Here is a 23,847-nt window from a genome sequence, read left to right as displayed (position 1 = left end):
AATAATAGTTACATACGAGCTTTATTTTTATTAACGATTTGTTCCAAATAATATTTTTGCAATTCTACGTCGCCTATCCGTGACGCTTCACGTAATTTATGATTTAATTCTTCAAGTGTATCTCCATACTTTGATTCATTGATGACATTCATGTAATCTTCTATTTCACTATCATAAGGCTCTTGATTTAAATCATAATTATCCAAAGCGATAATTGCATCTCTCAAATTATCATTATCTGTGTAAAGTATCATATCGCTAATTGTATAACTGTCATTTTCAGCGTAAAAATCTTCTAAAACACTATATATACGTTTGAAAAATTGATTATCAAAGTCACCACTCTCAAGATGCTTATGATAATTTAAGAATAAGTCTTTATCATTCATAAAATGTTTAAGTAAGGCTCTTTCAGCACTTTCATGTTTTGATAAATGACTAAATAAATTATTTGTATTATTTTGTATTTCACTATCATATGATTGATAATCGTTAAAATGAGGTTCGCTAGGAATATATTGTTGTTGATTCAACACATTGCTATTTAGAGTATTAGAATCAACATTAAATATATGTGCTACATCTTTGATTATCTTATTCTGCAAAATTTGAGAATTCATTAATGCAATATCTTGGGTAACTTCTTTAAGATAACGTTCATAAGCTAAGTCATTATTAGCAATTTCATCTTTGTGTTTATTTACTTTATAAATGATAAATGATTTCTTTTCATTATTTACATATTCAAGAAATTTTTCATTACCATATTTAGTTATATACTCATCTGGATCCATATCTTTAGGTAATTGAACCACAAAAACATTAAATCCTTGTTGTAAAAGGTGTTGCCCAGTTTTAATTGTTGCTTCTTGACCAGCGAAATCACCATCAAACATTAGAGTAATATGAGATGTTAATTTTTTTAGAACAGTAATGTGTTCATCTGATATAGCTGTTCCCATACTTGCAATGACCGGTTTTAGTCCTGATGAATCTGATTTAATTACATCCATAAATCCTTCTAATAAAATGGCTTCATCATTTTTTCGTATATGCTTTCTAGCATTATCAAGATTATATAATAATCTTCTCTTTTGAAATATGGGTGTTTCCGGACTGTTTAAATATTTAGGTTCTTGATTATTATATGTTCTACCTGAATAGCCCACAATACGACCCTGAGCATTATTTAAAGGGAACATAATGCGATCTCTAAACCTATCAAAATAGCTGAAATTTTCTTCATTTCGTGATAAAAGACCAGCTTCGTACGCGAGTTCTATATCATAACCTTTTTGTTGTAAAAAGTCATGACAAAAGTGAGTATGATTAGGCGCATAACCAATACCACGTGATTTAATAAGTTCTTCAGTAAAACCACGTTTTGTTAGATAATTTAATGCCTCTTCACCTTCTACTGTCTTAAGTAAAGCATATTGATAATATTCAAGCATTAATTCATGCATCTCAATCATTGTTAAATCATTCGATGCTATTTGACTTGTATAGTCACTACTATTACCAATATCAACTGAAATGTTAATTCTTTCTCCTAGCTCTTTTACAGCCTCTACAAATGATAAATCTTTTATCTCTTGAGTAAATTGAAATACATTACCACCTTTTTTACAACCAAAGCAATGACAAATTTGTTTATCTTCAGATACAGTAAACGAAGGAGTCTTCTCATCATGAAAAGGACACAAACCAATGTAATTGCGTCCTCTTTTTTCTAATTTTACATATTCACTTACTAAATCCAAAATATCGGTCTTATCTTTAATTTCATTAATTACTGATTGTTCAATACGCAATATATATCACCTATAAATTGTAGTCATAATATTATACTTTGTCTAAAGATAAATTAAAACTATTTTGATTGACTTTCGATTATATTAATAACATCATTAGCTGTTTCTTCAATTGCTTTATCAGATACATCAATGACTGCACATCCAATTCTGTCTACGATATCTTCGAAGTATTTAATCTCTTCTTTAATACGTATTTCATTAGCGTATCTAGCTGAATCACCTAATCCAAGCTGTTTCAAACGTTGTTTTCTAATACGATTTAATTTTTCTTCACTAATTCTTAAAGCGATGCATTTTGATGAGTCAATGTCAAATAACATGTCCGGTGGGGTTACTTCAGGTACAATTGGAACGTTCATCACTTTATAACTTTTATGGGCTAAATATTGAGATAAAGGAGTTTTTGATGTTCTTGAAACACCAATTAATACTATATCCGCTTTAGGTAATCCTTTAGGGTCTTTTCCATCATCATATTTTACCGCAAACTCAATCGCATCAATTTTCTTAAAATAAGCGTCATCTAAACGATGGACTCTACCAGGTTGATTATATGGATTCTCTTCAAAAGCATCTTTTAAATAGCCCATTAATGGTCCCATAATATCAATAGAACGTAACTTATTAGTACCTATCTTACTTTCCATATATGTTTTCATTTCTGGTTTAACTAACGTATAAACTATAATTGCATTTCTGTCATTTGCTACTTGAATAACTTCATCAATGTCCTCTTTTGTCTCGATATAAGGATACCTTAAAAATTCATGTTTACATTCCTTTGGATTGAATTGAGAAATACATGCTCTTGTTACTAATTCAGCAGTTTCTCCAATTGAATCAGAAGCGATGATTATCTTTATATTTTCCATCGTTCTACCACCTATTCTTTAAATAATGATACAAATAATTTTGCAATTGTTGTTTTTGAAATTCTACCAGTGACTTGATATTTATTATTACCTTTATTTTTTACAATGGGTATTGAGTCGATTTCTTTCTCTATCATTTGATCTGCAGCATATATAATAAGTTCATCTTCTTCTAAATAAGTTAAGTTAGGCATTCTAGACATGTTTACACTGATAGGCATTGTATGAATATCCTCTCCAATCATAGATGCTCGTAACAAATCCTTTCTTGAACAAACGCCTATAAAATCATTATGCTCATTTGTAATGAATAAAGTACCTGCGTCTTCTAAAAAGATGGTACAAATAGCATCATAAACAGTCATATCTTCTTTTACAATGACTGGTGGAGACATATAGTCTTTAACAACATATTGGCGTAATTTATCGGTCATTAATTTGTTTTTTGATTTTCCTGAATAATAATAACCAACTCGAGGTCTAGCTTCTAAAAAACCGGACATAGTTAAAATTGCTAGGTCAGGTCTTAGAGTAGCACGCGTTAAATCTAATTTTTCGGCAATGTGTTCTCCAGTGATGGGTCCACCGCTTTTGACTATTTCAATGATTTGTTCTTGTCTTTTACTAAGTTCTATAGGTCTTCACCCCTTTTTTATTCACGTCTATTATACCTATTTATTTATGTAGCTACAAATACATATAATTTCTTGCTATTAAATAATCAATCTATTAAACTAATAGTAAGCGAGTTAAGGGTGGTGTAAGCTTAACAATTTTTAATTTGGCTAATATTAAAACTTTATAAAAGAGAGTGGCTACACTAATTTGGGTGGAACCGCGGGTTATTAAGGTATCAACTATATTAAAACAATATAGTAAAATAAATTAACTCGTCCCAAGATAATGATAAATGTAATTTATACATTTATTTATTGTCTTGGGGCGTTTTTATGTATTAAATAAGGAGAGATTATATGGTTAAAGATATGGAAACAATTGTATCATTAGCGAAACACAGAGGATTTGTATTTCCTGGTAGTGATATTTATGGTGGATTATCAAATACATGGGATTATGGCCCATTAGGTGTTGAATTAAAAAATAACGTAAAAAAAGCATGGTGGCAGAAGTTCATAACTCAATCACCATTTAATGTTGGTATTGATGCTGCAATTTTAATGAATCCTAAAACTTGGGAAGCTTCAGGTCACTTAGGTAACTTTAATGATCCTATGATTGACAATAAAGATAGTAAGATTCGTTATCGTGCAGATAAATTAATTGAAGATTACATGCAAAAAGAAAAAGGCGACGAAAACTTTATCGCTGATGGTTTGAGTTTCGATGAAATGAAACGTATTATTGATGATGAAGGTATTGTATGTCCGGTAAGTGGAACTGCTAATTGGACAGATATTCGTCAATTTAATCTTATGTTTAAAACATTCCAAGGTGTTACAGAAGATTCTACAAATGAAATTTTCTTAAGACCAGAAACTGCACAAGGTATTTTTGTGAATTACAAAAACGTGCAACGTTCTATGCGTAAAAAATTACCATTTGGTATTGGTCAAATTGGTAAGTCTTTCCGTAATGAAATTACACCAGGAAACTTCATCTTCAGAACTAGAGAATTTGAACAAATGGAATTGGAATTCTTCTGTAAACCTGGTGAAGAAATTGAATGGCAAAATTATTGGAAAACATTTGCTAGTCAATGGTTAAAAGATTTAAATATCAATGAAGAAAACATGAGATTACGTGACCATGACGAAGAAGAGTTATCTCATTACTCTAATGCTACGACAGATATCGAATATCGCTTCCCATTTGGTTGGGGTGAATTATGGGGTATCGCAAGCCGTACTGACTTTGACTTGAAAAAACATAGTGAACATTCAGGTGAAGACTTTAAATATCACGACCCTGAAACAAACGAAAAGTATGTTCCATACTGTGTTGAACCATCTCTTGGTGCTGATCGTGTTACATTAGCATTCTTATGTGATGCATATGAAGAAGAAGGTGTTGAAGGAAGCAAAGATGCACGTACAGTGATGCATTTCCACCCTGCTCTAGCACCTTATAAAGCCGCTGTTTTACCATTAAGTAAAAAATTATCTGAAGAAGCTATTAAGATTTTCGAACAATTAAGTTCTAAATTTGCAATTGATTTTGACGAGTCTCAATCAATTGGTAAACGTTACCGTAGACAAGATGAAATTGGTACACCTTATTGTATTACATTTGATTTTGACTCATTAGAAGATAATCAAGTTACAGTACGTGACCGTGATTCAATGGAACAAGTGCGTATGCCTATTTCAGAGTTAGAAACATTTTTAGCTGAAAAAGTGGCATTCTAATAAAATGTGAATAATTAGTACTAACCCCACCTCAAATTTCTTTGTGGTGGGGTTTTAAGTGTGAGTATTGTTGGATATTAATATTGTATACGTTTAAGTTGGTTAATTAGCTTTTGACCTTTAAAGTACATGCCTGCATATTCTTTATAAATTAATAATATTAATTCTGACATTTCATCTAATATTTCTTGGCTAATGTTAAATTGATTCATTTTATCAATTGGTAATTTTTGTAAAACATCTAATAAGTATAACGTTTTGTTAGATATTCGAAAGGCATGTGGGTCTTTGTGTAATTCTGATTCAAGAATAGTTCCATCATATACAAAACTATACGCAACTAATTTTGATTGATCAAAGCTATTTGAAATAGCTGAGTGATTAAAAAATGCTGTAAACCCAAAACGATTCATACATTTTAAAAGAACTATAATTGACATTAATTGAGCTGAATCACCATTTGAAATCTTTTCGAGTACGAAGTGTAAAAGTTGGTAATGGAACGGTGAAATGTCATCATTATCCATAGAACGTTCAATTGCCTCTGCACATAACGTAGCATAACTACTATTAAATATATCTAAACGTAAATAATAATATTGATTGATAACATCAACTGAACTTAATGTACCCATACCTTTCCATTTATTATAAATAAATAAGCCATACACAAATAGTTGCGTATGGGCTTGCAAACCTGTTTTTGATTTTTTAGCTCGTCTAACCATTAATGGTATTTTTGCACCATGCTCGTTTAATATTGTAATAATTTTATCAGATTCTCCATAATCTACGGACTTTATGATGATACCTTTTTGTTTTTCGAGCATAGTTTCACGACCTTTCTAAAATCAAATATTTTTAATCTTGATCTTCAATATATCCCATTTGACGAATAAAATTAACTTTATTTCGCCAATCTTTTTGAACTTTTACCCATAGTTCCAAATAAACTTTTGAGCCTAGTAACATTTCAATATCATGTCTTGCTCTTTTACCGACTTCTTTTAGTTTTTTGCCACCTTTACCGATAACAATACCTTTTTGTGAATCTCTCTCAACAAAAATAGTAGCTTCAACTCTAACACGCTCGTCATTTTCTTTAATCATTCTATCTACATTTACGCCTATTGCATGCGGAATTTCTTCACTAGTTAAATGTAAAATTTTCTCACGTATGATTTCACTGACAACAAACTGTTCAGGGTGATCTGAGATTTGATCATCTGGATAGTATTTTGGACCATCAGGTAAATATGTTTTCAACACATCTATAAAATGGTCAACATTTAGTCCTTCTAAAGCTGATATTGGTACGATTTCAGTAAAATCCATGTATTTTTGATATTGTTCTATTCTTGGCATTAGAGCATCAGGATGAACTAAATCGATTTTATTTAATACTAAGAAAACGGGCGTCCTAACATTCTTTAGCATTTCCATGATATATTCATCGCCACGACCGATTTCTTCATTAACGTTAACCATGAACATGATTGCATCAATTTCAGATAGAGTATTTTTTGCAACACGCATCATATAATCACCTAATTTGTGTTTAGGCTTATGAATACCCGGTGTGTCTAAAAATATGATTTGTGCATCATTTCTAGTCATTACACCTTGGATTTTATTTCGAGTTGTTTGAGCCTTGTCGGACATAATTGCAATTTTATGGCCAATAACTCTATTCATAAATGTAGATTTTCCTACATTCGGTCTTCCTATTATTGATACAAATCCTGACTTATGTTCTGTCATTTATTCTAAATCCTTTCCTGAAAAGCCATGTGGTAATAAATCTCCCACAGTTGACTCAAGTAATTCCCCTTTATGGTTTGTCATATATACCGGCATATCATCATCGCATAATTCTTTAAGTACCTGTCTACAAGTTCCGCAAGGAGAAGACGGTTTTTCAGAATCAACAGTTACTGTTATTGATTCAAAATCTCCAGGTCGATAACCTTCAGAAATTGCGGCCACTAAACTAGAACGTTCAGCACAAATGGTAGCAGGGTAAGCTGCATTTTCAACATTAGCACCATAGAACGTACGGCCGTCTTTGATCTTTAAATAAGCACCTACTTTAAAGTTGCTGTATGGTACATACGCACGGCTTTGAGCTTCTCTAGCTTCTTGAAAATAATGTGATTGATAAGTCATTTAAACATCCCCTTTATAGTTAGAAAATATGAGGTAAAAATATAACTAATCCAGTTATTAAAGCAAATATTGATACCAACATAACACTAAATGCGGCAATATCTTTAGCCTGTTTAGCAAGTTCATGATAATCCATTGTAACCAAATCAACTACACATTCAATTGCAGTATTAACAGCTTCTAAGGTTAATACTAAAAAGATGGCTAGTAATATAAATAACCACTCTAAAGCACTCAATTGATAAATATAACCTAAAATAATTGTTATAAAAGCAATAATGATATGTAGTAAATAATTATGATCTTTTAGAAGAAGCGTTTTTAACCCATCATACGTATGTTTAAAACGTTTAATATGTTTAATCTCTAGTCAATCCATATGCATTTAGTATAGTGTCTTGACGGCCAAACATTTCTTTCTCATCTTCTTCATTCATATGATCATAACCTAATAAATGTAAAAATCCATGAAGCGCTAAAAATCCAAGTTCTCTTTCAAATGAATGCCCGTATGAGTCAGCTTGTTCTTCAGCTACATTAGTGCAGATAATAATATCACCGAGAACTCTAGGCATATCTAGTCCAACAATTTCTGGTTCGTCTTCTTCAAGAGCGAATGAAATAACATCTGTTACTTTATCGTTATCGCGATAAGTTTTATTTATTTCTTGAATTTCATTTTTATCTACGAATGTGACTGAAAGTTCAGCATCCTCGTTAATTTGCTCTTGTTCTTTAGCAAAATTTAGTAAATTTTCAATCTGATGATACCAAGATTCATTTACCAGGTCTGTATGATCATTAAAATCAATTGTAAACATTTAAATGTCTCCTTCATAGCGATCAATTATTTTACTTACTAATGGGTGTCTTACAACATCACTTTGATCTAATTGCATAATGTTAATTCCTTTGACACCATGTAATTTTTTGACTGCTTCTTTTAGTCCACTTTTAACACCTTTTGGTAAATCGATTTGAGTTTGATCTCCTGTTACTACCATTTTAGAACCAAACCCAAGTCGTGTTAAGAACATCTTCATTTGAGCATGCGTTGTATTTTGAGCTTCATCTAAAATCACAAACGCATCATCAAGTGTACGACCACGCATATAGGCTAAAGGCGCAATTTCAATAGTACCTCTCTCTATAAATCGAGCTGTTTGTTCTCTTCCTAATACAGTGTTTAATCCGTCATAAAGAGGTCTTAAATAAGGGTCTACTTTTTCTTTTAAATCACCGGGTAAAAATCCAAGAGACTCTCCTGCTTCAACAGCTGGTCTTGTTAATACAATACGTTTTACTGAGCCCTTTCTTAGTTGTTTAGCTGCATATACCACTGCTAAAAAAGTTTTACCAGTACCTGCAGGCCCAATGCCAAAGACTAAGTCATTATTCTTCATTGCATTAACATATAGTCTTTGTCCCATAGTTTTTGCTCTAATAGTTTTTCCATAAGCATCTTTTGTAATTTCTTCATCATATAAATCAATAAGGTGATGTATTGTATCATTTTTAGCCATTTTTATTGCAGCTTCTACATCTTTTAATGTAATTGTGTTACCCATTTCAATTACTTTTAATAAATTTTTAAGAACTAATTCTGACTTTTCTACAGGCTCTATTTTTTGACCTTTAACTGCTATTTCTTGGCCACGAGCATGTATTTCGACATCAAATGCCTCCTCAATCGCATTAATATGTTCATCATTATTACCAATTAATGCTTGAGAATGGTTAATATCGTCTATTTGAATTATTCCTGGCATACAAGCGCTCCTTTTCACTTAAACAATGTAAAATCTTTTGATTATATTAGTTTCACTTAAAATTCAAAAATTAAACATGATTTGTTAATCTTCAAAAAAGTAAAACTTAATTAAGTTTAGTAAATTAACTTTCATTTAAATTTTACTAAAGTCTGTTAAAGTATACAAATTTAATTGGCTTTGTGTGCTGATTTATTAAATTATAATATGAGCCTTTTCTTTTTAATAAAATAAAAAAACCCGAAAATCATTTAAAAATGAAATTCGGGTTAAATATAATTTTTAATTATAAAATTATAACATTTCTTCAAATTATAATTGTTTAGGTTTATTGAGAATTTCTTGCCATATAATACCATTTACAACAGGATCATTATCAAACTGAAAACTTTGATGTGTCATATCTTGTTCTATTGCTTTACTATTTAACAATTGTTTTAATCTATAGCGTTTGGTACGTTCAGATAGATTTTTATCATTGATAATAGCTCTTGCTTTATTTTCAATTCTAGAAAGTTGTTTTTCTTTTTCACGGTCGATTTCTGTACGTACGTTATATAAATCGTCTACAAGTTGTTTTTCTAATTCTTTTTGAAGTTTATTCGAGTCTCTATTGCTCTCGCGTGAATTGGCAGATTGACGTGTTTCTCTTTCAACTCTACCACGTTGTCTTGTAGAACGCTCTAATTCCTCTGGTATGCTCTCTTTTTCGATTTCTTTTTCAAGTTTTTGATCCTGATAAACACGTTTTGTGTTACGCTGTTTAGCTTTCTTTTGTTTGTTAGATGGTTTATCTTCGTTTGTAAATTCCTTTTCTAACTCACTAAATGCTTCTTCAATTTGCTCAAAAAAGCCTTTTTCATGAGTTTCTTTTTTGTCAGAAGTTGACTTTTTTGGCTGAGGGGGTCTTTGATTTTTTCTTTGTTCATGACTCTTATCCCTCATCGCACTAATACCTGTAACAATTATGGATATTATAAAAATTATAATACCAATATTCATCTAATCACCCCTTAAATTTTACTTTGGTGATTCATCTTCATTTTGTTCAGTACGTTTGTTTATCGCATTTCTCATGCCAGTGTCAGCCTCTACGTTTTTTAAATTGTAGTAATCTTTGACACCCAAATTGCCTTCACGTAATGCTTCTGCCATCGCAAGTGGAACTTCAGATTCTGCTTCAACCACTTTAGCACGCATTTCTTGAACACGCGCTTTCATTTCTTGTTCAGAAGCTACGGCCATAGCACGACGTTCTTCAGCTTTAGCTTGTGCAATATTCTTATCTGCAAGTGCTTGTTCTGTTAGTAAGTCAGCACCGATATTTTTGCCAATATCTACGTCAGCGATATCGATAGATAAAATTTCGAAGGCTGTACCTGAATCAAGACCTTTACTTAAGACAGTCTTAGAAATGTTATCAGGGTTCTCAAGTACTTGTGTATGATGCTCACTTGAACCAATAGTAGAAACAATACCTTCACCTACACGAGCAATGATTGTTTCTTCTCCGGAACCACCAACTAAACGAGAGATGTTTGCACGTACAGTAATTCTAGCTTTCGCTTTTACTTCTATACCGTTCATTGCAACACCAGTAATAAATGGTGTTTCAATTACTTTAGGGTTTACAGACATTTGAACTGCCTCAAGAACGTCACGTCCAGCTAAGTCAATAGCTGCACCACGTTCGAATGGTAAGTTAATATCTGCACGTTGAGCAGCAATATTTGCATCGACTACTCTATCTACATTACCCCCCGCTAAGTAATGTGATTCTAATTGATTTGTTGTAAGGTTCAAACCTGCCTTATGTGCTTTAATTAATGGACCAATTACCTTACGCGGTGATACTCGACGTAATCTCATACCTACTAATGTTCCAATACCTACTTTAACTCCAGCAGCAATTGCTGATATCCAAAGTCCTACTGGGACAAATGAGAATAACACTAGTAAAGCAATGACAATGATTACTGCTATAACTATAATGCCTAATCCAAACATTTAACCACTCCTCTATGTATTTTCAATCTCTCTAACAACAACTCTAGATCCTTCTACCTCAAGAATTTTAACTTCTTTATTTCTTAAAATAAAAGCGCCATCTGATACGGCATCTATTCTTTCATTATCAAGCGTTATAATTCCTGCAGGTCTTAAATCTGTCACAGTACGAGCTGTTTGACCAACTAAATGAGAACGATCATCGTGAGATCTATATCCTGCTTCTGAATTAGTAGAATCTTTTAACACAACTTTATCTAAAAATGGAATTTTCCTTTTAAACCATTTCACTAATATCACCCATTCAATAATTGCCAATATTGACGCAATCACAACGTTTAATAGCATCAAGAGAATGTTATCTCCTAACATTATTATGCTAAGTATAATCAGTGATATACCAATAATACCTATGACCGCACCAATGACAAATAATTCAATAATAACGAGTATTGCTCCAACGAAGAATAGCAATACAGAAATCAGATTAACATCACCGTTTATTAAAAAACCGAGAAAGAGAATTAAAAGTGCAAGTATTGCAATAATTCCTGCAAAGTTAATACGCTTCGAATACAATTGATATAAAAAGCCTAAAAAAATGATACATGTTAATATAAGTGATATTAATGGACTCGTTACGAACTGGGATAAATTATTAAATAAATTATTAGTGGTTAAAATGGAATTGATAATTGTATGTATTGCAATGAAATAGGTCACAATTTCACCTCGCTCTCAATTCCAATTATACATGAATAAACTTAGTTATAATAGTGATAGTAGAATCTTTAACATAAAAAAGCTCTCGACTAGTTTAACTAATCGAGAGCATATATATAATTAATATTCTTGTTGAGGGAGTCAACAGAGTTATTAATTATTTGAATTTACGTTTACGTGCAGCTTCTGATTTCTTTTTACGTTTAACACTTGGTTTTTCGTAAAATTCACGTTTACGTACTTCTTGGATAGTACCACTTTTAGATACTGAACGTTTAAATCTACGTAATGCATCTTCAAGTGATTCATTTTTACGTACTACTGTTTTAGACATCTGTATTTCCCTCCCTCCAAATATCAACGGAACTTTAAAGTCATTGCATAGTAGGATACAACTATGCTTTACTTAGTATAATATATGAATTTATTATGGTCAATTCCAAATTATTATAAATTTTAAAAATTATAATAATACGCCTTTTTCAGATTTGTTCGTTGCGTGTTCTACAATTCTCACGACTTTACCTGTATTAATAGGATAATCAGCTTTAGCAATTTTTACTTTTACAATTTGACCGATTAAAGAGTCATTGCCTTCAAATTGTACTTTCATATAGTTGTCAGCATACCCCACCAATGTTCCTTCTATCTCGCCAGCTTCTTCAGGAATAACTTCTAAAACTTCATCTTCAAATTTAGAGGCATATTCTTTAGCTAATTGATCACTTAATGTGATTAATTTATGCACACGTTCATTTTTGATAGTTTCATCAATTTGATCATCCATACGAGCTGCAGGTGTACCAATTCTAGCTGAATATGGGAAAACATGTAATTCAGAGAATTTGTGTTTAACAATAAAATCATAAGTTTCTTGAAATTCCTCTTCCGTTTCACCTGGAAATCCAACTATAACATCGCTTGTAACAGCTAAATCTGGTAATGCATCATGTAATTTCATGATTCTTTCTGAAAAATGTTCCATAGTATATTTACGTCTCATTCGTTTTAAGACAGTATCTGAACCTGATTGTAATGGAACATGTAAATGTCTAACAACTTTATTTGAACGTTTTAGAACATCAATGACCTCATCTGTTAATTGACTGGCTTCAATAGAAGAAATTCTAATTCGTTCAAGTCCATCAATTTCTTCTAAATCACGGAGTAACTGTGCCAAATTATAATCTTTTAAATCTTGACCATAGCCACCGGTATGAATACCAGTTAAAACAATTTCTTTATAACCAGCGTTAACTAATTGAGTAGCTTGTTCAACCACTTTTTCTGGATCACGTGAACGCATTAATCCACGCGCCCATGGTATGATACAAAATGTACAGAAATTATTACACCCTTCTTGGATCTTCAGTGAAGCTCTTGTTCTATCAGTAAAATATGGTACATCTAATTCTTCATATGTACGATTTTTCATGATATTTCCAACACCATTGATTGGTTGACGTTCTTCTCTGAATTGTTGGATATAGTCTAATAGTTTATGTCTATCCTGTGTACCTACCACTACATCTACGCCAGGAATTTCCATGATTTCTGCAGAAGATGTCTGAGCATAACACCCTGTCACACATACCACTGCGTCTGGATTTTGTCGAATTGCTCTTCTAATTATTTGTCTACTTTTTTTATCTCCAGTATTTGTTACTGTACAAGTGTTGATTACGAAGACGTCTGCATTAGTTTCAAAATCAACTCTGTCATAATCAGCGTCTTTAAATAATTGCCAAATTGCTTCAGTTTCATAATGGTTTACTTTGCAACCTAATGTGTGAAACGCAACTGTTGACATAATATTCACCCCATTAATTCATTTTCATAACTGATAGCACTTAAAGCGTAAAGTGGCGCCGTTTCTGCCCGTAAAATTCGAGGTCCTAAACCAACATTGAAACTCGTTTCATTTAATAAATTGATTTCATTTTCTGAAAAGCCGCCTTCAGGACCAAATATTAATAAAATACGATCGTTAGTTTTAAACTTCTTCAAGGTTTCTTTAAAAAGACTAACTTCACCACGTTTTGCTTCATCTTCGTATGCTAACAAGATATAGTCATAATGATTAATAGTATCATAAATCTCATTTAAATTCGACTTAAAAATTATATTAGGAATAATTAAGCGATAGCTTTGTTCAGCAGCCTCTTTAATAATCTTTTGCCAGCGTTCTAATTTTTTTTGAACTTTATTTGAGGTAAGCTTTACTACAGATCTGTCCATTTCTACAGCTATAAAACTATCAGCACCTAATTCAGTAGCTTTTTGAATTAGCCATTCATATTTATCGGCTTTAATTAATCCACTACATATAGTAACCTGTACTGGTAACTCTGAATTGATATCAATCTGCTCTATTAGTTTAATTTCAATTGACTCATTTTCAATAGTAATAATTTCCGATTTGAAAACTATTTTATCTTTAAATGTTATAATAATCTGATTACCAATTGTATTTCTCATCACATTAGTAATATGATGTATATCTTCTTTATTTGTTATAAAAAAACGCTGACTTTCATCAGCGTTTTGATTGATAAAGTATCTTTGCAAATTATTCACTCACTTTCTGACCTACAATACATACCCAACCATTGTCATGATTTACTGATTTAATATCAAATCCAACATTTTCCATTTGATTTAATATTTGTTTATGTTTTTCCTCTATAATACCTGATGTTATAAAATAACCATCATTATTTAGAGTATTATAAGCATCTTCAATCATATCTTCAATAATATGAGCTAAAATATTTGCAATAACAATATCAAATTTTTCAGTTTCATTCTTTAATAAGTTTCCTGGTACAGCTTCAATTGCATCTTCACAATGATTTTTAGCAAAGTTTTCTTTAGCAACGTTAACAGCCAATTCATCAATATCCAAAGCTTTAATTCTTTTAACTCCAAGTAAATGACTGGCAATACTTAATATACCAGAACCTGTTCCAACATCAATAACGGAATTGTCAGGATCAACGTAGGTCTCAATTGCATTTAGACACATGCTTGTTGTTGGATGATCTCCAGTTCCAAATGCCATACCTGGGTCTAATTCAATACACTTTTCAGAATCATCTTCTTTAGTGTATTGTTCCCAACTTGGCACAATTGTGAATTTTTCTGAGGCTCTAAAGGGATGAAAATAATTTTTCCACTCGTTCTCCCAATCTACTTCAGCTATAGTTTGCTCAGAAAAATCTAAAACAGTTGAATCAATATTTTCAAGGTTAGTGACAGCTGTCTTAATATTATTTCTTAAAGAATCATCAAACTTTAATTCGTTGAAATAAGCTTTTAACCGGACACCTTTTTCAGGATAATCTTCTTGTTTCAGTTCATAAATTTCACCGAATTTATCGGCAGGTTGATTAATTAAATCATTAGAATCTTCAATTACAACACCATTTGATCCATAATTTTCTAATATATCAGTAACTAAAGGTTCAACTTCATGGTTTACAACAATCGAAAGTTCTGTCCAGTTCATTCGCTTATTCTCCTTTAAAGAATTTGCGTGCTCTATCTTTAAAATTAGATGGTTGTTCTTCAATCGATTCACCATTTAATTCAGCAAACTCTCTCATTATTTCTTTTTGTCTATCTGTTAGTTTTGTAGGTGTAACTACTTTAATATTAACAAATAAATCACCATGACCATATCCATGAACATTTTTGACACCTTTATCTTTTAATCGGAACTGTTTACCAGTTTGAGTGCCAGAAGGAATTGTCAACATAACATTACCATTAAGTGTTGGAACTTTTATTTCATCCCCAAGAGAAGCTTGAGGGAAACTAACATCTAAATTGTAATAAAGATCGTCTCCATCACGTTCAAATTTATCAGAAGGTTTGACCCTAAATACGACATACAAGTCGCCGTGTGGTCCGCCATTTTCTCCTGGTGTTCCTTCGCCAGCAAGTCTAATTTGTTGGTCATTATCTACACCTTCAGGTACAGTTACTTCTAATTTAACTGTTTTATTTTCTGTACCTTTACCATGACATGTTGGGCATGGTTCTTCAAATTCTTGACCAGTTCCATCACATTTCGGACATGTTTGTTGAGTTCTTACACGACCTAAAATTGTATTTTGCTCAACTGACACATGACCTGCCCCATTACAATAACTACATGTTTTTTTACTTGTACCTGGTTTAGCACCATCGCCATTACAAGTGTGACATGTCACATCTTTACGAATTGAGATTTCTTTTTTAGTTCCAAATACAGCTTCTTCAAATTCTAGTGTCATTGTATATTGTAGATCATCACCTTTTCTAGGTGCATTAGGATCTCTTTGACGTGAGCCACCAAAGAATGAACTGAAGATGTCTTCAAATCCACCTCCGCCAAATCCACTAAAGTCTTGGCCACTAAATCCTTGACCACCAAAACCACCTTGAGGTCCGTCGTGACCAAATTGGTCATAATTTGCTCTTTTATTATCGTCGCTTAGGACTTCGTAAGCTTCTGAAATCTCTTTAAATTTCTCATCTGCACCCTCTTCTTTATTGATATCAGGGTGATATTTTTTTGATAATTTACGATATGCTTTTTTGATTTCATCTTTAGATGCATCTTTACTTACACCTAGGACGTCATAATAGTCTCTTTTAGCCACAATCATCTCTCCTTAACTTAATTATTTACTAGGTTTAAAAGAACGAAGTTATAAAATAAAAAGTCAAAGCCAATGTTCAATTGACTTTGACTTTTTGGCTTACATTCATAATAGTTTGCTAATTAAAGCATACTTTACAAACGGTTAGCAATTATTTTTTACCTTCATCATCATTAACTTCTTTAAATTCAGCATCTTCAACATTGCTATCGTTTTGAGTTTGTTGAGTACCTTCTTGGGCTTGTTGCTGAGCTTGTTGAGCTTGTTGATATACTTTTGCAGATAAATCTTGAATTACTTTTTCAAGTTCTTCTTTTTTAGCTTTAATATCTTCGATATCTTGCCCTTCAAGAGCAGATTTTAAAGCATCTTTTTTACTTTCCGCATTAGATTTATCGTCATCACTTATATTGTCGCCAAGGTCAGTAATTGTTTTTTCTACTTGGAATACTAAGCTATCTGCTTCATTTCTTAAATCTACTTCTTCACGACGTTTTTTATCTGCTTCTGCGTTTTCTTCAGCATCTTTAACCATTCGGTCGATTTCTTCATCAGAAAGAGCAGAGCTTGATTGAATAGTAATATTTTGTTCTTTATTAGTACCTAAGTCTTTAGCAGTTACATTAACGATACCATTTTTATCAATATCAAATGTTACTTCGATTTGTGGTACACCTCGTGGAGCCGGTGGAATGTCAGTTAATTGGAATCTTCCTAAAGTTTTGTTATCAGATGCCATTGGACGTTCACCTTGCAATACATGAATATCCACTGCTGGTTGGTTGTCAGCTGCAGTTGAATAAACTTGAGATTTTGAAGTTGGGATTGTAGTATTACGTTCGATCAACGTATTCATACGTCCACCCATAATTTCAATACCTAATGATAATGGTGTTACGTCTAATAATACAACATCTTTAACATCACCAGTGATAACGCCACCTTGAATTGCAGCACCCATTGCTACTACTTCGTCTGGGTTTACACCTTTATGAGGATCTTTACCAATTTCTTTTTTAACAGCTTCTTGAACTGCTGGGATACGTGTTGAACCACCTACAAGAATAACTTCGTCAATTTCAGAAGTTGATAAACCAGCGTCTTTTAATGCTTGACGAGTTGGTTCCATAGTTCTTCTAATTAATGAATCAGCTAATTCTTCAAATTTAGAACGAGTAAGGCTAATTTCTAAGTGTAATGGACCACTTTCACCAGCTGAAATAAATGGTAATGAAATTTGAGTTTGTGAAACGCCAGATAAGTCTTTTTTAGCTTTTTCTGCAGCGTCTTTTAAACGTTGTAATGCCATTTTATCTTGAGATAAATCTACGCCATTTTCTTTTTTGAATTCTGATACTAAGTAGTCAATAATTACTTGGTCAAAGTCATCACCACCAAGTTTGTTGTCACCTGCAGTTGATAGTACTTCGAATACACCGTCACCTAATTCAAGAATTGATACGTCAAAAGTACCGCCACCTAAGTCGAATACTAATACTTTTTGATCTTGATCAGTTTTATCTAAACCGTATGCTAATGCAGCTGCAGTAGGTTCGTTGATAATACGTTCAACTTCTAAACCAGCAATTTTACCAGCATCTTTTGTGGCTTGACGTTCAGCATCATTGAAATATGCAGGAACTGTGATAACAGCTTTATTTACTTTGTCACCTAAATAACTTTCAGCAGTGCTTTTAAGGTTTTGTAATACCATAGCTGAAATTTCTTGAGGTGTATAAGATTTACCTTCAATATCTACTTTATAGTCAGTACCCATATGACGTTTTATTGATTGTACAGTGTTTGGGTTAGTGATAGCTTGTCGTTTTGCTACTTCACCGACTTGTGTTTCACCATTTTTGAATGCCACAACTGATGGAGTTGTTCTAGCACCTTCTGGGTTTTGAATTACTTTAGGTTCATCGCCTTCTAAAACAGCTACACATGAATTTGTTGTTCCTAAGTCAATACCGATTACTTTACTCATAATAAAATTCCTCCAATTTTAATATTTAATATATGGTATTTTTCGTCAATTTATTGATTTACTTTTACCATAGATGGTCTCAATACTCTATCTTTTAACTTATAACCTTTTTGTAGTTCTTGAGTAATATCACCAGATTTGAAATCTGGATTATCATCTTGAACGACAGCCTGGTGGAAGTTAGGGTCAAAAGCTTGACCTTCAGATTCGATTTCTTCAAGACCATTATCTTTTAATGCTCTAAGTAAACTTTCGTGTACCATTTGAACACCTTTTTGAAGTGATTTAAACGATTCATCATCACCTTCAATTTGAAGTGCGCGTTCAATATTATCAATCGTTGGTAAAATGTCAGTTAGAACACGTTGAGATTGATAAGTTTTATTAGTTTCATTTTCTTTCTGAATTCGTCTTTTATAATTTTCGAATTCAGCGTATAATCTTAAATATTTCTCTTCATTTTCATTAGCTTTTAATTGTAATTGCTGAATTTCTTCATCTTTAGGATCAACTGCAGTTTCTTCAGAACTTTCTTCATTCGAACTGTCGTTAGATGAATTATCACTATCAGAAGTACTACCTTCAACACTATCAACTGTTGAAGTTTCTTCATTCTTAACTTCTTGTTCTTCAGTATATTCAGAATTACTTTTTACTGATTCATCTTTTTCTGTCATTTTTTACCCTCCAATATAATTACAATTAAAATCACCATATTTGGTTAAGTAATTGAATCACATTCTGATAACGCATCGCTGTAGGTCCAATAACCGCAATTTGACCTTTTAATGTATTGTCGAAGTGATATTGACTCGTTACAATGGATATATCACTAAGACTTTCATCAATTTCTTTTCCTATCTTAACGTTAATATCATTTGATGTAATTGTCTGGAGCAATTCAGTGATTCTCTCAGATTCTAGATATTGTAAAATTGGTTGAATTGATGAAACATTTGATTCATTTAACGCATCAATTAGTTTAACCTTTCCACCTAAGAAAATGCTATTACTTTGTTTGTTAATATGAGAATTTATCATCTTAACAATGTCATTAATAAATCGATTCTCTTCATTCGAGCTAGCAAAAGAATTAATTTTATTTGATAGTTTGGCGCTCATTTCTAAATTATTGTTACTAATAAAATTAGAAATAGCGATTAATCTATCGGATGATAACTCAAGTGAAGAATTCAAGTGAAAATGCTCAACATGACCAGAATTATAAATAATTACTAAAATCATGATCGAATCATTTGCTTTAATCAAATGAACATTATTAATCATTTCTTCACTATGCTTTGGACGTACAACTAAAGTTGCATAATGAGATTTCATTGACAACTCATTTGCAAAGTAGCTTAATGCTGAAGAAATATCATAGTGATTCTCAATCAATAGTTGATTTAAACGTTGTATTTTATTTTTATTTTGACGAGAGGTTTGTTTTAACAATTGATCGACATAAAGTCTAAACCCTTCTTCGGAAGGTGAACGCCCTGAAGAAGAATGCGTCTTCTCTAAAAAGTTCAAATCTTCAAGTAGCTTCATCTCATTCCTTATTGTTGCAGGACTGACACCTAAATGATGTCTATCAATCAAAGCTTTAGAACCTATAGGTTGTCCTAAATCAACATAATCTTCAACAATTGCATTTAAAATGCTTAATTGTCTTTGTGTAATCATGTTTTCACCTCATTAGCACTCTTTTGTTCTAAGTGCTAATTATAATTTATCAAATTGGTCAAAGTAAGTCAACGTTAAAGCTTTACTTTTTGGATTTTTTATTAATTTAATAAGAAAGCTTCAAATACTTCGTTACCTATAACCTTTCCTCTTTCAGTAAGTGAGATGTTTCCGTCCGTTTCAACCAAAAGTTGTTTTGATTTTAAATGAAATATTGTTTCACCAAATATGTCATCTAATGATTGACCAAATTTCACCTCGAAACGTTCACGATTGACTCCTTGATTCATTCTCAAGCCTAAAAACATTTCTTCTTCCATCTTTTCGTTAAAGGTTGGACAACTAGAGGTTAAAACAGGTCGTTTTCCATTATTAATAGCATCAATATAGTGGCGAACTGGATTTAAATTTGTATAGCGTTCACCTTCAACATATCCACTTGCACCTGCTCCAAATCCGTAATATTCCTCGTTAAACCAATACACTTTATTATGATCGGATTCATGATTAGTTTTAGCAAAGTTGGAAATTTCATATTGTTTAAAGTCGGTTTGATTTAATGTTTTCATTAGGTATTGGTACATTTCAGCGCCTAAGTCTTCATTCGGTAATTTCAATTTCCCCTTACGATACATATTATAAAACTGTGTCTTTGGTTCAAGTATTAAACCGTAACTTGAAATATGGTCAATATCCATATTAACTGCTTGGTTTAAACTATCTGCAAAATCATCTATCGTTTGTTCAGGTAAATGGTACATTAAGTCAAGACTTATCGAATTAATACCAGCTTTCCTAGCATTATTTACTGCATTATAGATATCTTGAGTATTATGTGTTCGTCCTAATATTTTTAATAACTCAGGTTTAAACGTTTGCACACCCATTGAAATTCGATTAACACCATACTGTTTAAGTAACTTAACTTTATTTAAAGTAAGTTCATCTGGATTTGCTTCAAAACTAAATTCACCATTTATCGAGAATTTTGAATTTATCGCTTGTAATAAACGTTCTAATTGCATTTCACTTAGTGCAGTTGGCGTGCCTCCTCCAACGTACATGGTCTCCAGTTTTTTTATTTTACTAAATGACATTTCTTTTATTAAGGCATCAATGTATTCATCTACTGGCTGTTTATCAATATAATATTTATTGAAATCACAATAAGTACAAATTCTCACACAAAAAGGTATGTGTATGTACGCACTTTTAACTTCCAATGTTACTCCCCCTTTTTATAACTTAAAAAAGAGATTGAGACTTAGTAATATAAGTTAGTAGCTTCTTTATCAATAATATTCATTATTGTTATGATATCTACCAATATATATTCGTCTCGACCTCTTTTATGTTCTATTCATCATCCATTTTTAGTACAGCTAGGAAAGCGTCTTGAGGAATTTCAACACTACCTACGGCTTTCATTTTAGCCTTACCTGCTTTTTGCTTTTCAAGTAACTTTCGCTTACGGCTAATATCCCCACCATAACATTTAGATAATACATTTTTACCCATTGATTTTATGTTTGTTCTTGCAACAATTTTTTGACCAATAGCTGCTTGTACAGGTACTTCAAATTGTTGACGTGGTATAAGCGTTTTTAATTTTTCAACTAATGCTTTACCACGTTCGTATGCAAAGTCTTTATGGACAATAAAGCTTAAAGCATCAACTTTATCTCCATTAAGTAGGATGTCCATTTTCACTAAGTTACTTTCTTTATTTTCAATAAATTCATAATCAAAAGAAGCGTAACCTTTAGTGTTGGATTTAAGTTGATCAAAGAAATCAAAAACAACTTCAGAAAGTGGTATCTCGTATACGATATTAACTCTAATATCATCTAAATAATCCATATTAATAAATTGTCCACGTTTACGTTGGCATAACTCCATAACTGCTCCAACGTAATCGTTTGGAACCATCATTGTAGCTTTCACATATGGTTCATAAATTGAGTCAATCTTATCTCTTTCTGGCATTTGAGCCGGATTATCTACTGTAACCTCTGATCCATCTTTCATAATACATTGATAAATTACAGATGGCGCGGTAGCAATCAATTCAATACCAAATTCTCTTTCGATTCTTTCTTGAATGATTTCCATGTGAAGCATTCCTAAGAAACCTGTTCTAAAACCAAAACCAAGAGCCTGAGAAGATTCTGGTTCAAATTCTAATGAAGCGTCATTTAATTGTAATTTTTCAAGCGCTTCTCTTAAATCATTATAGTCTTTATTTTCAATTGGGAACAAACCACAATATACCATTGGGTTCATTTTTTTATAACCTTTTAATGGTGCTTCAGCTGGTCTATTGGCATGAGTAATAGTATCACCCACACGTGAGTCATCAACATTTTTGATGCTTGCAATAATATACCCTACATCACCTACAGTTAGTTCTTCGATAGGTAGTTGTTTAGGAGTATTAATGCCTACTTCACTAACTTCAAATTCTTTACCTGTAGCCATCATTTTAATTTTGTCACCAGCTTTAACGACGCCTTCCATCACACGTATTGATGAAATAACACCTCTATAAGGGTCGTATTCTGAATCAAAAATTAATGCTTTCAATGGTTCACTAGGATCACCTTCAGGTGGTGGGACAACTTCTACAATTTTCTCTAAAATATCTTCAATACCAATATTTGACTTTGCACTTGCCATTACTACATCGTCTTGATCTAGACCAATTACATCTTCTAATTCTTGTTTTACTCTTTCAGGTTCAGCTGCAGGTAAATCAATTTTGTTTACTACAGGTAATAATTCTAGATCATTATCAAGTGCTAAATATACGTTTGCTAAAGTTTGTGCTTCAATACCTTGTGCTGCATCCACTACTAATATTGCACCCTCACATGCTGCTAAAGATCGTGAAACCTCGTATGAAAAGTCTACATGCCCTGGTGTATCAATTAAATGAAATGTATAAGTTTGACCATCATTTGCTTCATATTTTAATCGCACAGCATTTAATTTAATTGTAATGCCTCGTTCTCTTTCAAGATCCATTGAATCTAATAATTGATCTTGCATTTCCCTTGTTTCTACAGATTTAGTATTTTCTAAAATTCTATCTGCTAATGTTGATTTACCATGATCAATATGAGCAATAATAGAAAAATTTCGTATATTTTCTCTTCTGTTATAGCGTTCTTGCATATCCATAGCCTATCATTCTCGCTTTCATAAAATTAGCCCGTATATGTATACATCTTTGATATAATAACGTTTTTAATGCTTAATTGCAAACGTAATTGTGCTATTAAAAATTTAAGCATAAGCTTAATAATTCATTACTTACATTACATTTTCATTTTGATTACATACTAATTATAAAGTGTTAAAGAGTGCATTCCAACAGTAATTATGATTTAATTCAGATTTTAATTACACTATACTTAATTAATGATTGCACAAATATGTATGTTTTGATAAAATATTTCTTGTTGTAATCAAAATAAAATTTGATATGCTTAAGATTACTTTTAGGAGGTGACAGTAATGCCAAATATTAAATCTGCTATTAAACGTGTTAGAACAACTGAAAACGCTGAAGCTCGTAATATTTCACAAAAAAACGCTATGCGTACTGCTGTGAAAAATGCTAAAACAGCAATCAACAATAATGCTGATAACAAAGCTGAATTAGTTAACTTCGCTATCAAATCAGTTGATAAAGCTTCACAAAGTAACTTAATTCATTCAAATAAAGCTGATCGCATTAAATCACAATTAATGTCTTCAAGTAAATAATTTGTTAAGAGTTCGGGACATAAAGTATCTGGATAAGTGA

Annotated in this window: 24 protein-coding genes; 2 read left to right on the top strand and 22 right to left on the bottom strand. The window is 31.9% G+C overall.

The annotated features are described in order from the left end of the window. Positions 1-8: 8 nt before the first annotated feature. The 3 genes from dnaG to HMPREF3265_RS09415 are packed head-to-tail and all read right to left on the bottom strand — an operon-like array spanning position 9 to position 3,324. Entirely contained in the window at positions 9-1,814 is a 1,806-nt protein-coding gene (dnaG, locus tag HMPREF3265_RS09425; protein WP_070861494.1) for a DNA primase, read from the bottom strand. A gap of 59 nt (positions 1,815-1,873) precedes the next feature. Next, the gene (locus HMPREF3265_RS09420) at positions 1,874-2,689 is read right to left on the bottom strand and encodes a pyruvate, water dikinase regulatory protein (RefSeq protein WP_070441027.1); all 816 of its coding nucleotides are present in this window, start codon (positions 2,687-2,689) and stop codon (positions 1,874-1,876) included. An 11-nt stretch (positions 2,690-2,700) separates the two neighbouring features. Beyond that, complete coding sequence (locus tag HMPREF3265_RS09415; RefSeq protein ID WP_075140644.1) at positions 2,701-3,324, bottom strand: transcriptional regulator CcpN; 624 nt, start codon at positions 3,322-3,324, stop codon at positions 2,701-2,703. Between the two features lie 339 nt (positions 3,325-3,663). On the opposite strand from HMPREF3265_RS09415, the gene HMPREF3265_RS09410 reads away from it, so the two are divergent. Next, the gene (locus tag HMPREF3265_RS09410; RefSeq protein ID WP_070581592.1) at positions 3,664-5,055 is read left to right on the top strand and encodes a glycine--tRNA ligase; all 1,392 of its coding nucleotides are present in this window, start codon (positions 3,664-3,666) and stop codon (positions 5,053-5,055) included. Between the two features lie 77 nt (positions 5,056-5,132). Here HMPREF3265_RS09410 and recO read toward each other — a convergent pair whose 3' ends face one another. The 19 genes from recO to lepA all read right to left on the bottom strand — a co-directional run bounded on the left by recO (position 5,133) and on the right by lepA (position 23,219). Further along, entirely contained in the window at positions 5,133-5,885 is a 753-nt protein-coding gene (gene recO / locus HMPREF3265_RS09405; protein WP_070441033.1) for a DNA repair protein RecO, read from the bottom strand. 31 nt (positions 5,886-5,916) lie between these two features. Next, a complete protein-coding gene (gene era / locus HMPREF3265_RS09400) occupies positions 5,917-6,816 on the bottom strand; it encodes a GTPase Era (protein ID WP_070861492.1) in 900 nt (299 codons plus the stop codon). Then, positions 6,817-7,221 carry a cytidine deaminase gene (cdd, locus tag HMPREF3265_RS09395; protein WP_070861490.1) on the bottom strand — a complete coding sequence of 135 codons (405 nt, stop codon included), beginning with the start codon at positions 7,219-7,221 and terminating at the stop codon, positions 6,817-6,819. It abuts the gene before it with no gap. A 19-nt stretch (positions 7,222-7,240) separates the two neighbouring features. Continuing rightward, the gene (locus HMPREF3265_RS09390; RefSeq protein ID WP_070861488.1) at positions 7,241-7,576 is read right to left on the bottom strand and encodes a diacylglycerol kinase family protein; all 336 of its coding nucleotides are present in this window, start codon (positions 7,574-7,576) and stop codon (positions 7,241-7,243) included. A gap of 4 nt (positions 7,577-7,580) precedes the next feature. Continuing rightward, positions 7,581-8,042: an rRNA maturation RNase YbeY gene (gene ybeY, locus HMPREF3265_RS09385; protein WP_070441039.1), complete on the bottom strand. Its 462-nt coding sequence runs from the start codon at positions 8,040-8,042 to the stop codon at positions 7,581-7,583. After that, the gene (locus tag HMPREF3265_RS09380) at positions 8,043-8,990 is read right to left on the bottom strand and encodes a PhoH family protein (protein WP_037550663.1); all 948 of its coding nucleotides are present in this window, start codon (positions 8,988-8,990) and stop codon (positions 8,043-8,045) included. A 312-nt stretch (positions 8,991-9,302) separates the two neighbouring features. Next, positions 9,303-9,992 (bottom strand): hypothetical protein, encoded by a 690-nt coding sequence (locus HMPREF3265_RS09375; RefSeq protein WP_070861486.1) that lies wholly within the window; start codon positions 9,990-9,992, stop codon positions 9,303-9,305. Between the two features lie 18 nt (positions 9,993-10,010). Continuing rightward, the gene (gene floA / locus HMPREF3265_RS09370) at positions 10,011-10,997 is read right to left on the bottom strand and encodes a flotillin-like protein FloA (RefSeq protein WP_070861483.1); all 987 of its coding nucleotides are present in this window, start codon (positions 10,995-10,997) and stop codon (positions 10,011-10,013) included. Positions 10,998-11,009: 12 nt separating this feature from the next. Continuing rightward, positions 11,010-11,681 carry an NfeD family protein gene (locus tag HMPREF3265_RS09365; protein WP_370591693.1) on the bottom strand — a complete coding sequence of 224 codons (672 nt, stop codon included), beginning with the start codon at positions 11,679-11,681 and terminating at the stop codon, positions 11,010-11,012. Positions 11,682-11,877: 196 nt separating this feature from the next. Further along, on the bottom strand, positions 11,878-12,054 hold the full coding sequence (gene rpsU / locus HMPREF3265_RS09360; RefSeq protein ID WP_000048060.1) for a 30S ribosomal protein S21: 177 nt from the start codon (positions 12,052-12,054) through the stop codon (positions 11,878-11,880). A 129-nt stretch (positions 12,055-12,183) separates the two neighbouring features. Continuing rightward, positions 12,184-13,530 (bottom strand): tRNA (N(6)-L-threonylcarbamoyladenosine(37)-C(2))-methylthiotransferase MtaB, encoded by a 1,347-nt coding sequence (gene mtaB / locus HMPREF3265_RS09355; RefSeq protein WP_070861481.1) that lies wholly within the window; start codon positions 13,528-13,530, stop codon positions 12,184-12,186. Between the two features lie 5 nt (positions 13,531-13,535). Beyond that, positions 13,536-14,288 (bottom strand): 16S rRNA (uracil(1498)-N(3))-methyltransferase, encoded by a 753-nt coding sequence (locus tag HMPREF3265_RS09350; protein ID WP_070441051.1) that lies wholly within the window; start codon positions 14,286-14,288, stop codon positions 13,536-13,538. Between the two features lies 1 nt (position 14,289). Beyond that, on the bottom strand, positions 14,290-15,228 hold the full coding sequence (gene prmA, locus HMPREF3265_RS09345) for a 50S ribosomal protein L11 methyltransferase (RefSeq protein WP_070861478.1): 939 nt from the start codon (positions 15,226-15,228) through the stop codon (positions 14,290-14,292). A 4-nt stretch (positions 15,229-15,232) separates the two neighbouring features. After that, complete coding sequence (dnaJ, locus tag HMPREF3265_RS09340) at positions 15,233-16,366, bottom strand: molecular chaperone DnaJ (RefSeq protein ID WP_070581587.1); 1,134 nt, start codon at positions 16,364-16,366, stop codon at positions 15,233-15,235. Between the two features lie 151 nt (positions 16,367-16,517). Beyond that, the gene (gene dnaK, locus HMPREF3265_RS09335) at positions 16,518-18,353 is read right to left on the bottom strand and encodes a molecular chaperone DnaK (RefSeq protein WP_070861476.1); all 1,836 of its coding nucleotides are present in this window, start codon (positions 18,351-18,353) and stop codon (positions 16,518-16,520) included. Positions 18,354-18,403: 50 nt separating this feature from the next. Then, positions 18,404-19,030 (bottom strand): nucleotide exchange factor GrpE, encoded by a 627-nt coding sequence (gene grpE / locus HMPREF3265_RS09330; RefSeq protein ID WP_037536635.1) that lies wholly within the window; start codon positions 19,028-19,030, stop codon positions 18,404-18,406. A gap of 31 nt (positions 19,031-19,061) precedes the next feature. Continuing rightward, on the bottom strand, positions 19,062-20,039 hold the full coding sequence (gene hrcA / locus HMPREF3265_RS09325) for a heat-inducible transcriptional repressor HrcA (protein ID WP_070861474.1): 978 nt from the start codon (positions 20,037-20,039) through the stop codon (positions 19,062-19,064). A 101-nt stretch (positions 20,040-20,140) separates the two neighbouring features. Next, positions 20,141-21,262, bottom strand: coding sequence for a radical SAM family heme chaperone HemW (gene hemW / locus HMPREF3265_RS09320; RefSeq protein ID WP_070441069.1), 1,122 nt, complete (start codon positions 21,260-21,262; stop codon positions 20,141-20,143). A 133-nt stretch (positions 21,263-21,395) separates the two neighbouring features. Continuing rightward, positions 21,396-23,219, bottom strand: a complete 1,824-nt coding sequence (gene lepA / locus HMPREF3265_RS09315; RefSeq protein ID WP_070861472.1) for a translation elongation factor 4 — start codon at positions 23,217-23,219, stop codon at positions 21,396-21,398. Positions 23,220-23,555: 336 nt separating this feature from the next. Between lepA and rpsT the strand changes: the two genes are divergently transcribed. Then, positions 23,556-23,807 carry a 30S ribosomal protein S20 gene (gene rpsT, locus HMPREF3265_RS09310; protein WP_011275628.1) on the top strand — a complete coding sequence of 84 codons (252 nt, stop codon included), beginning with the start codon at positions 23,556-23,558 and terminating at the stop codon, positions 23,805-23,807. The last annotated feature ends 40 nt before the right edge of the window (positions 23,808-23,847 follow it).

This window comes from Staphylococcus sp. HMSC62B09, assembly GCF_001839115.1.
Lineage (GTDB): Bacteria > Bacillota > Bacilli > Staphylococcales > Staphylococcaceae > Staphylococcus > Staphylococcus haemolyticus.
Note: the sequence above shows the minus strand (reverse complement) of the source record. Positions and strands in the feature narration are given on the sequence as shown.

Excerpts from the sequence above, each read along its gene's own strand:
- HMPREF3265_RS09380 (WP_037550663.1), bottom strand. The coding sequence starts at position 8,990 with ATGCCAGGAATAATTCAAATAGACGATATTAACCATTCTCAAGCATTA.
- HMPREF3265_RS09410 (WP_070581592.1), top strand. The coding sequence starts at position 3,664 with ATGGTTAAAGATATGGAAACAATTGTATCATTAGCGAAACACAGAGGA.
- HMPREF3265_RS09375 (WP_070861486.1), bottom strand. The coding sequence starts at position 9,992 with ATGAATATTGGTATTATAATTTTTATAATATCCATAATTGTTACAGGT.
- rpsU (WP_000048060.1), bottom strand. The coding sequence starts at position 12,054 with ATGTCTAAAACAGTAGTACGTAAAAATGAATCACTTGAAGATGCATTA.
- hrcA (WP_070861474.1), bottom strand. The coding sequence starts at position 20,039 with ATGATTACACAAAGACAATTAAGCATTTTAAATGCAATTGTTGAAGAT.
- ybeY (WP_070441039.1), bottom strand. The coding sequence starts at position 8,042 with ATGTTTACAATTGATTTTAATGATCATACAGACCTGGTAAATGAATCT.
- mtaB (WP_070861481.1), bottom strand. The coding sequence starts at position 13,530 with ATGTCAACAGTTGCGTTTCACACATTAGGTTGCAAAGTAAACCATTAT.
- grpE (WP_037536635.1), bottom strand. The coding sequence starts at position 19,030 with ATGACAGAAAAAGATGAATCAGTAAAAAGTAATTCTGAATATACTGAA.
- lepA (WP_070861472.1), bottom strand. The coding sequence starts at position 23,219 with ATGGATATGCAAGAACGCTATAACAGAAGAGAAAATATACGAAATTTT.
- dnaK (WP_070861476.1), bottom strand. The coding sequence starts at position 18,353 with ATGAGTAAAGTAATCGGTATTGACTTAGGAACAACAAATTCATGTGTA.
- cdd (WP_070861490.1), bottom strand. The coding sequence starts at position 7,221 with ATGACTTATCAATCACATTATTTTCAAGAAGCTAGAGAAGCTCAAAGC.
- rpsT (WP_011275628.1), top strand. The coding sequence starts at position 23,556 with ATGCCAAATATTAAATCTGCTATTAAACGTGTTAGAACAACTGAAAAC.
- floA (WP_070861483.1), bottom strand. The coding sequence starts at position 10,997 with ATGTTTGGATTAGGCATTATAGTTATAGCAGTAATCATTGTCATTGCT.
- HMPREF3265_RS09420 (WP_070441027.1), bottom strand. The coding sequence starts at position 2,689 with ATGGAAAATATAAAGATAATCATCGCTTCTGATTCAATTGGAGAAACT.
- era (WP_070861492.1), bottom strand. The coding sequence starts at position 6,816 with ATGACAGAACATAAGTCAGGATTTGTATCAATAATAGGAAGACCGAAT.
- prmA (WP_070861478.1), bottom strand. The coding sequence starts at position 15,228 with ATGAACTGGACAGAACTTTCGATTGTTGTAAACCATGAAGTTGAACCT.
- recO (WP_070441033.1), bottom strand. The coding sequence starts at position 5,885 with ATGCTCGAAAAACAAAAAGGTATCATCATAAAGTCCGTAGATTATGGA.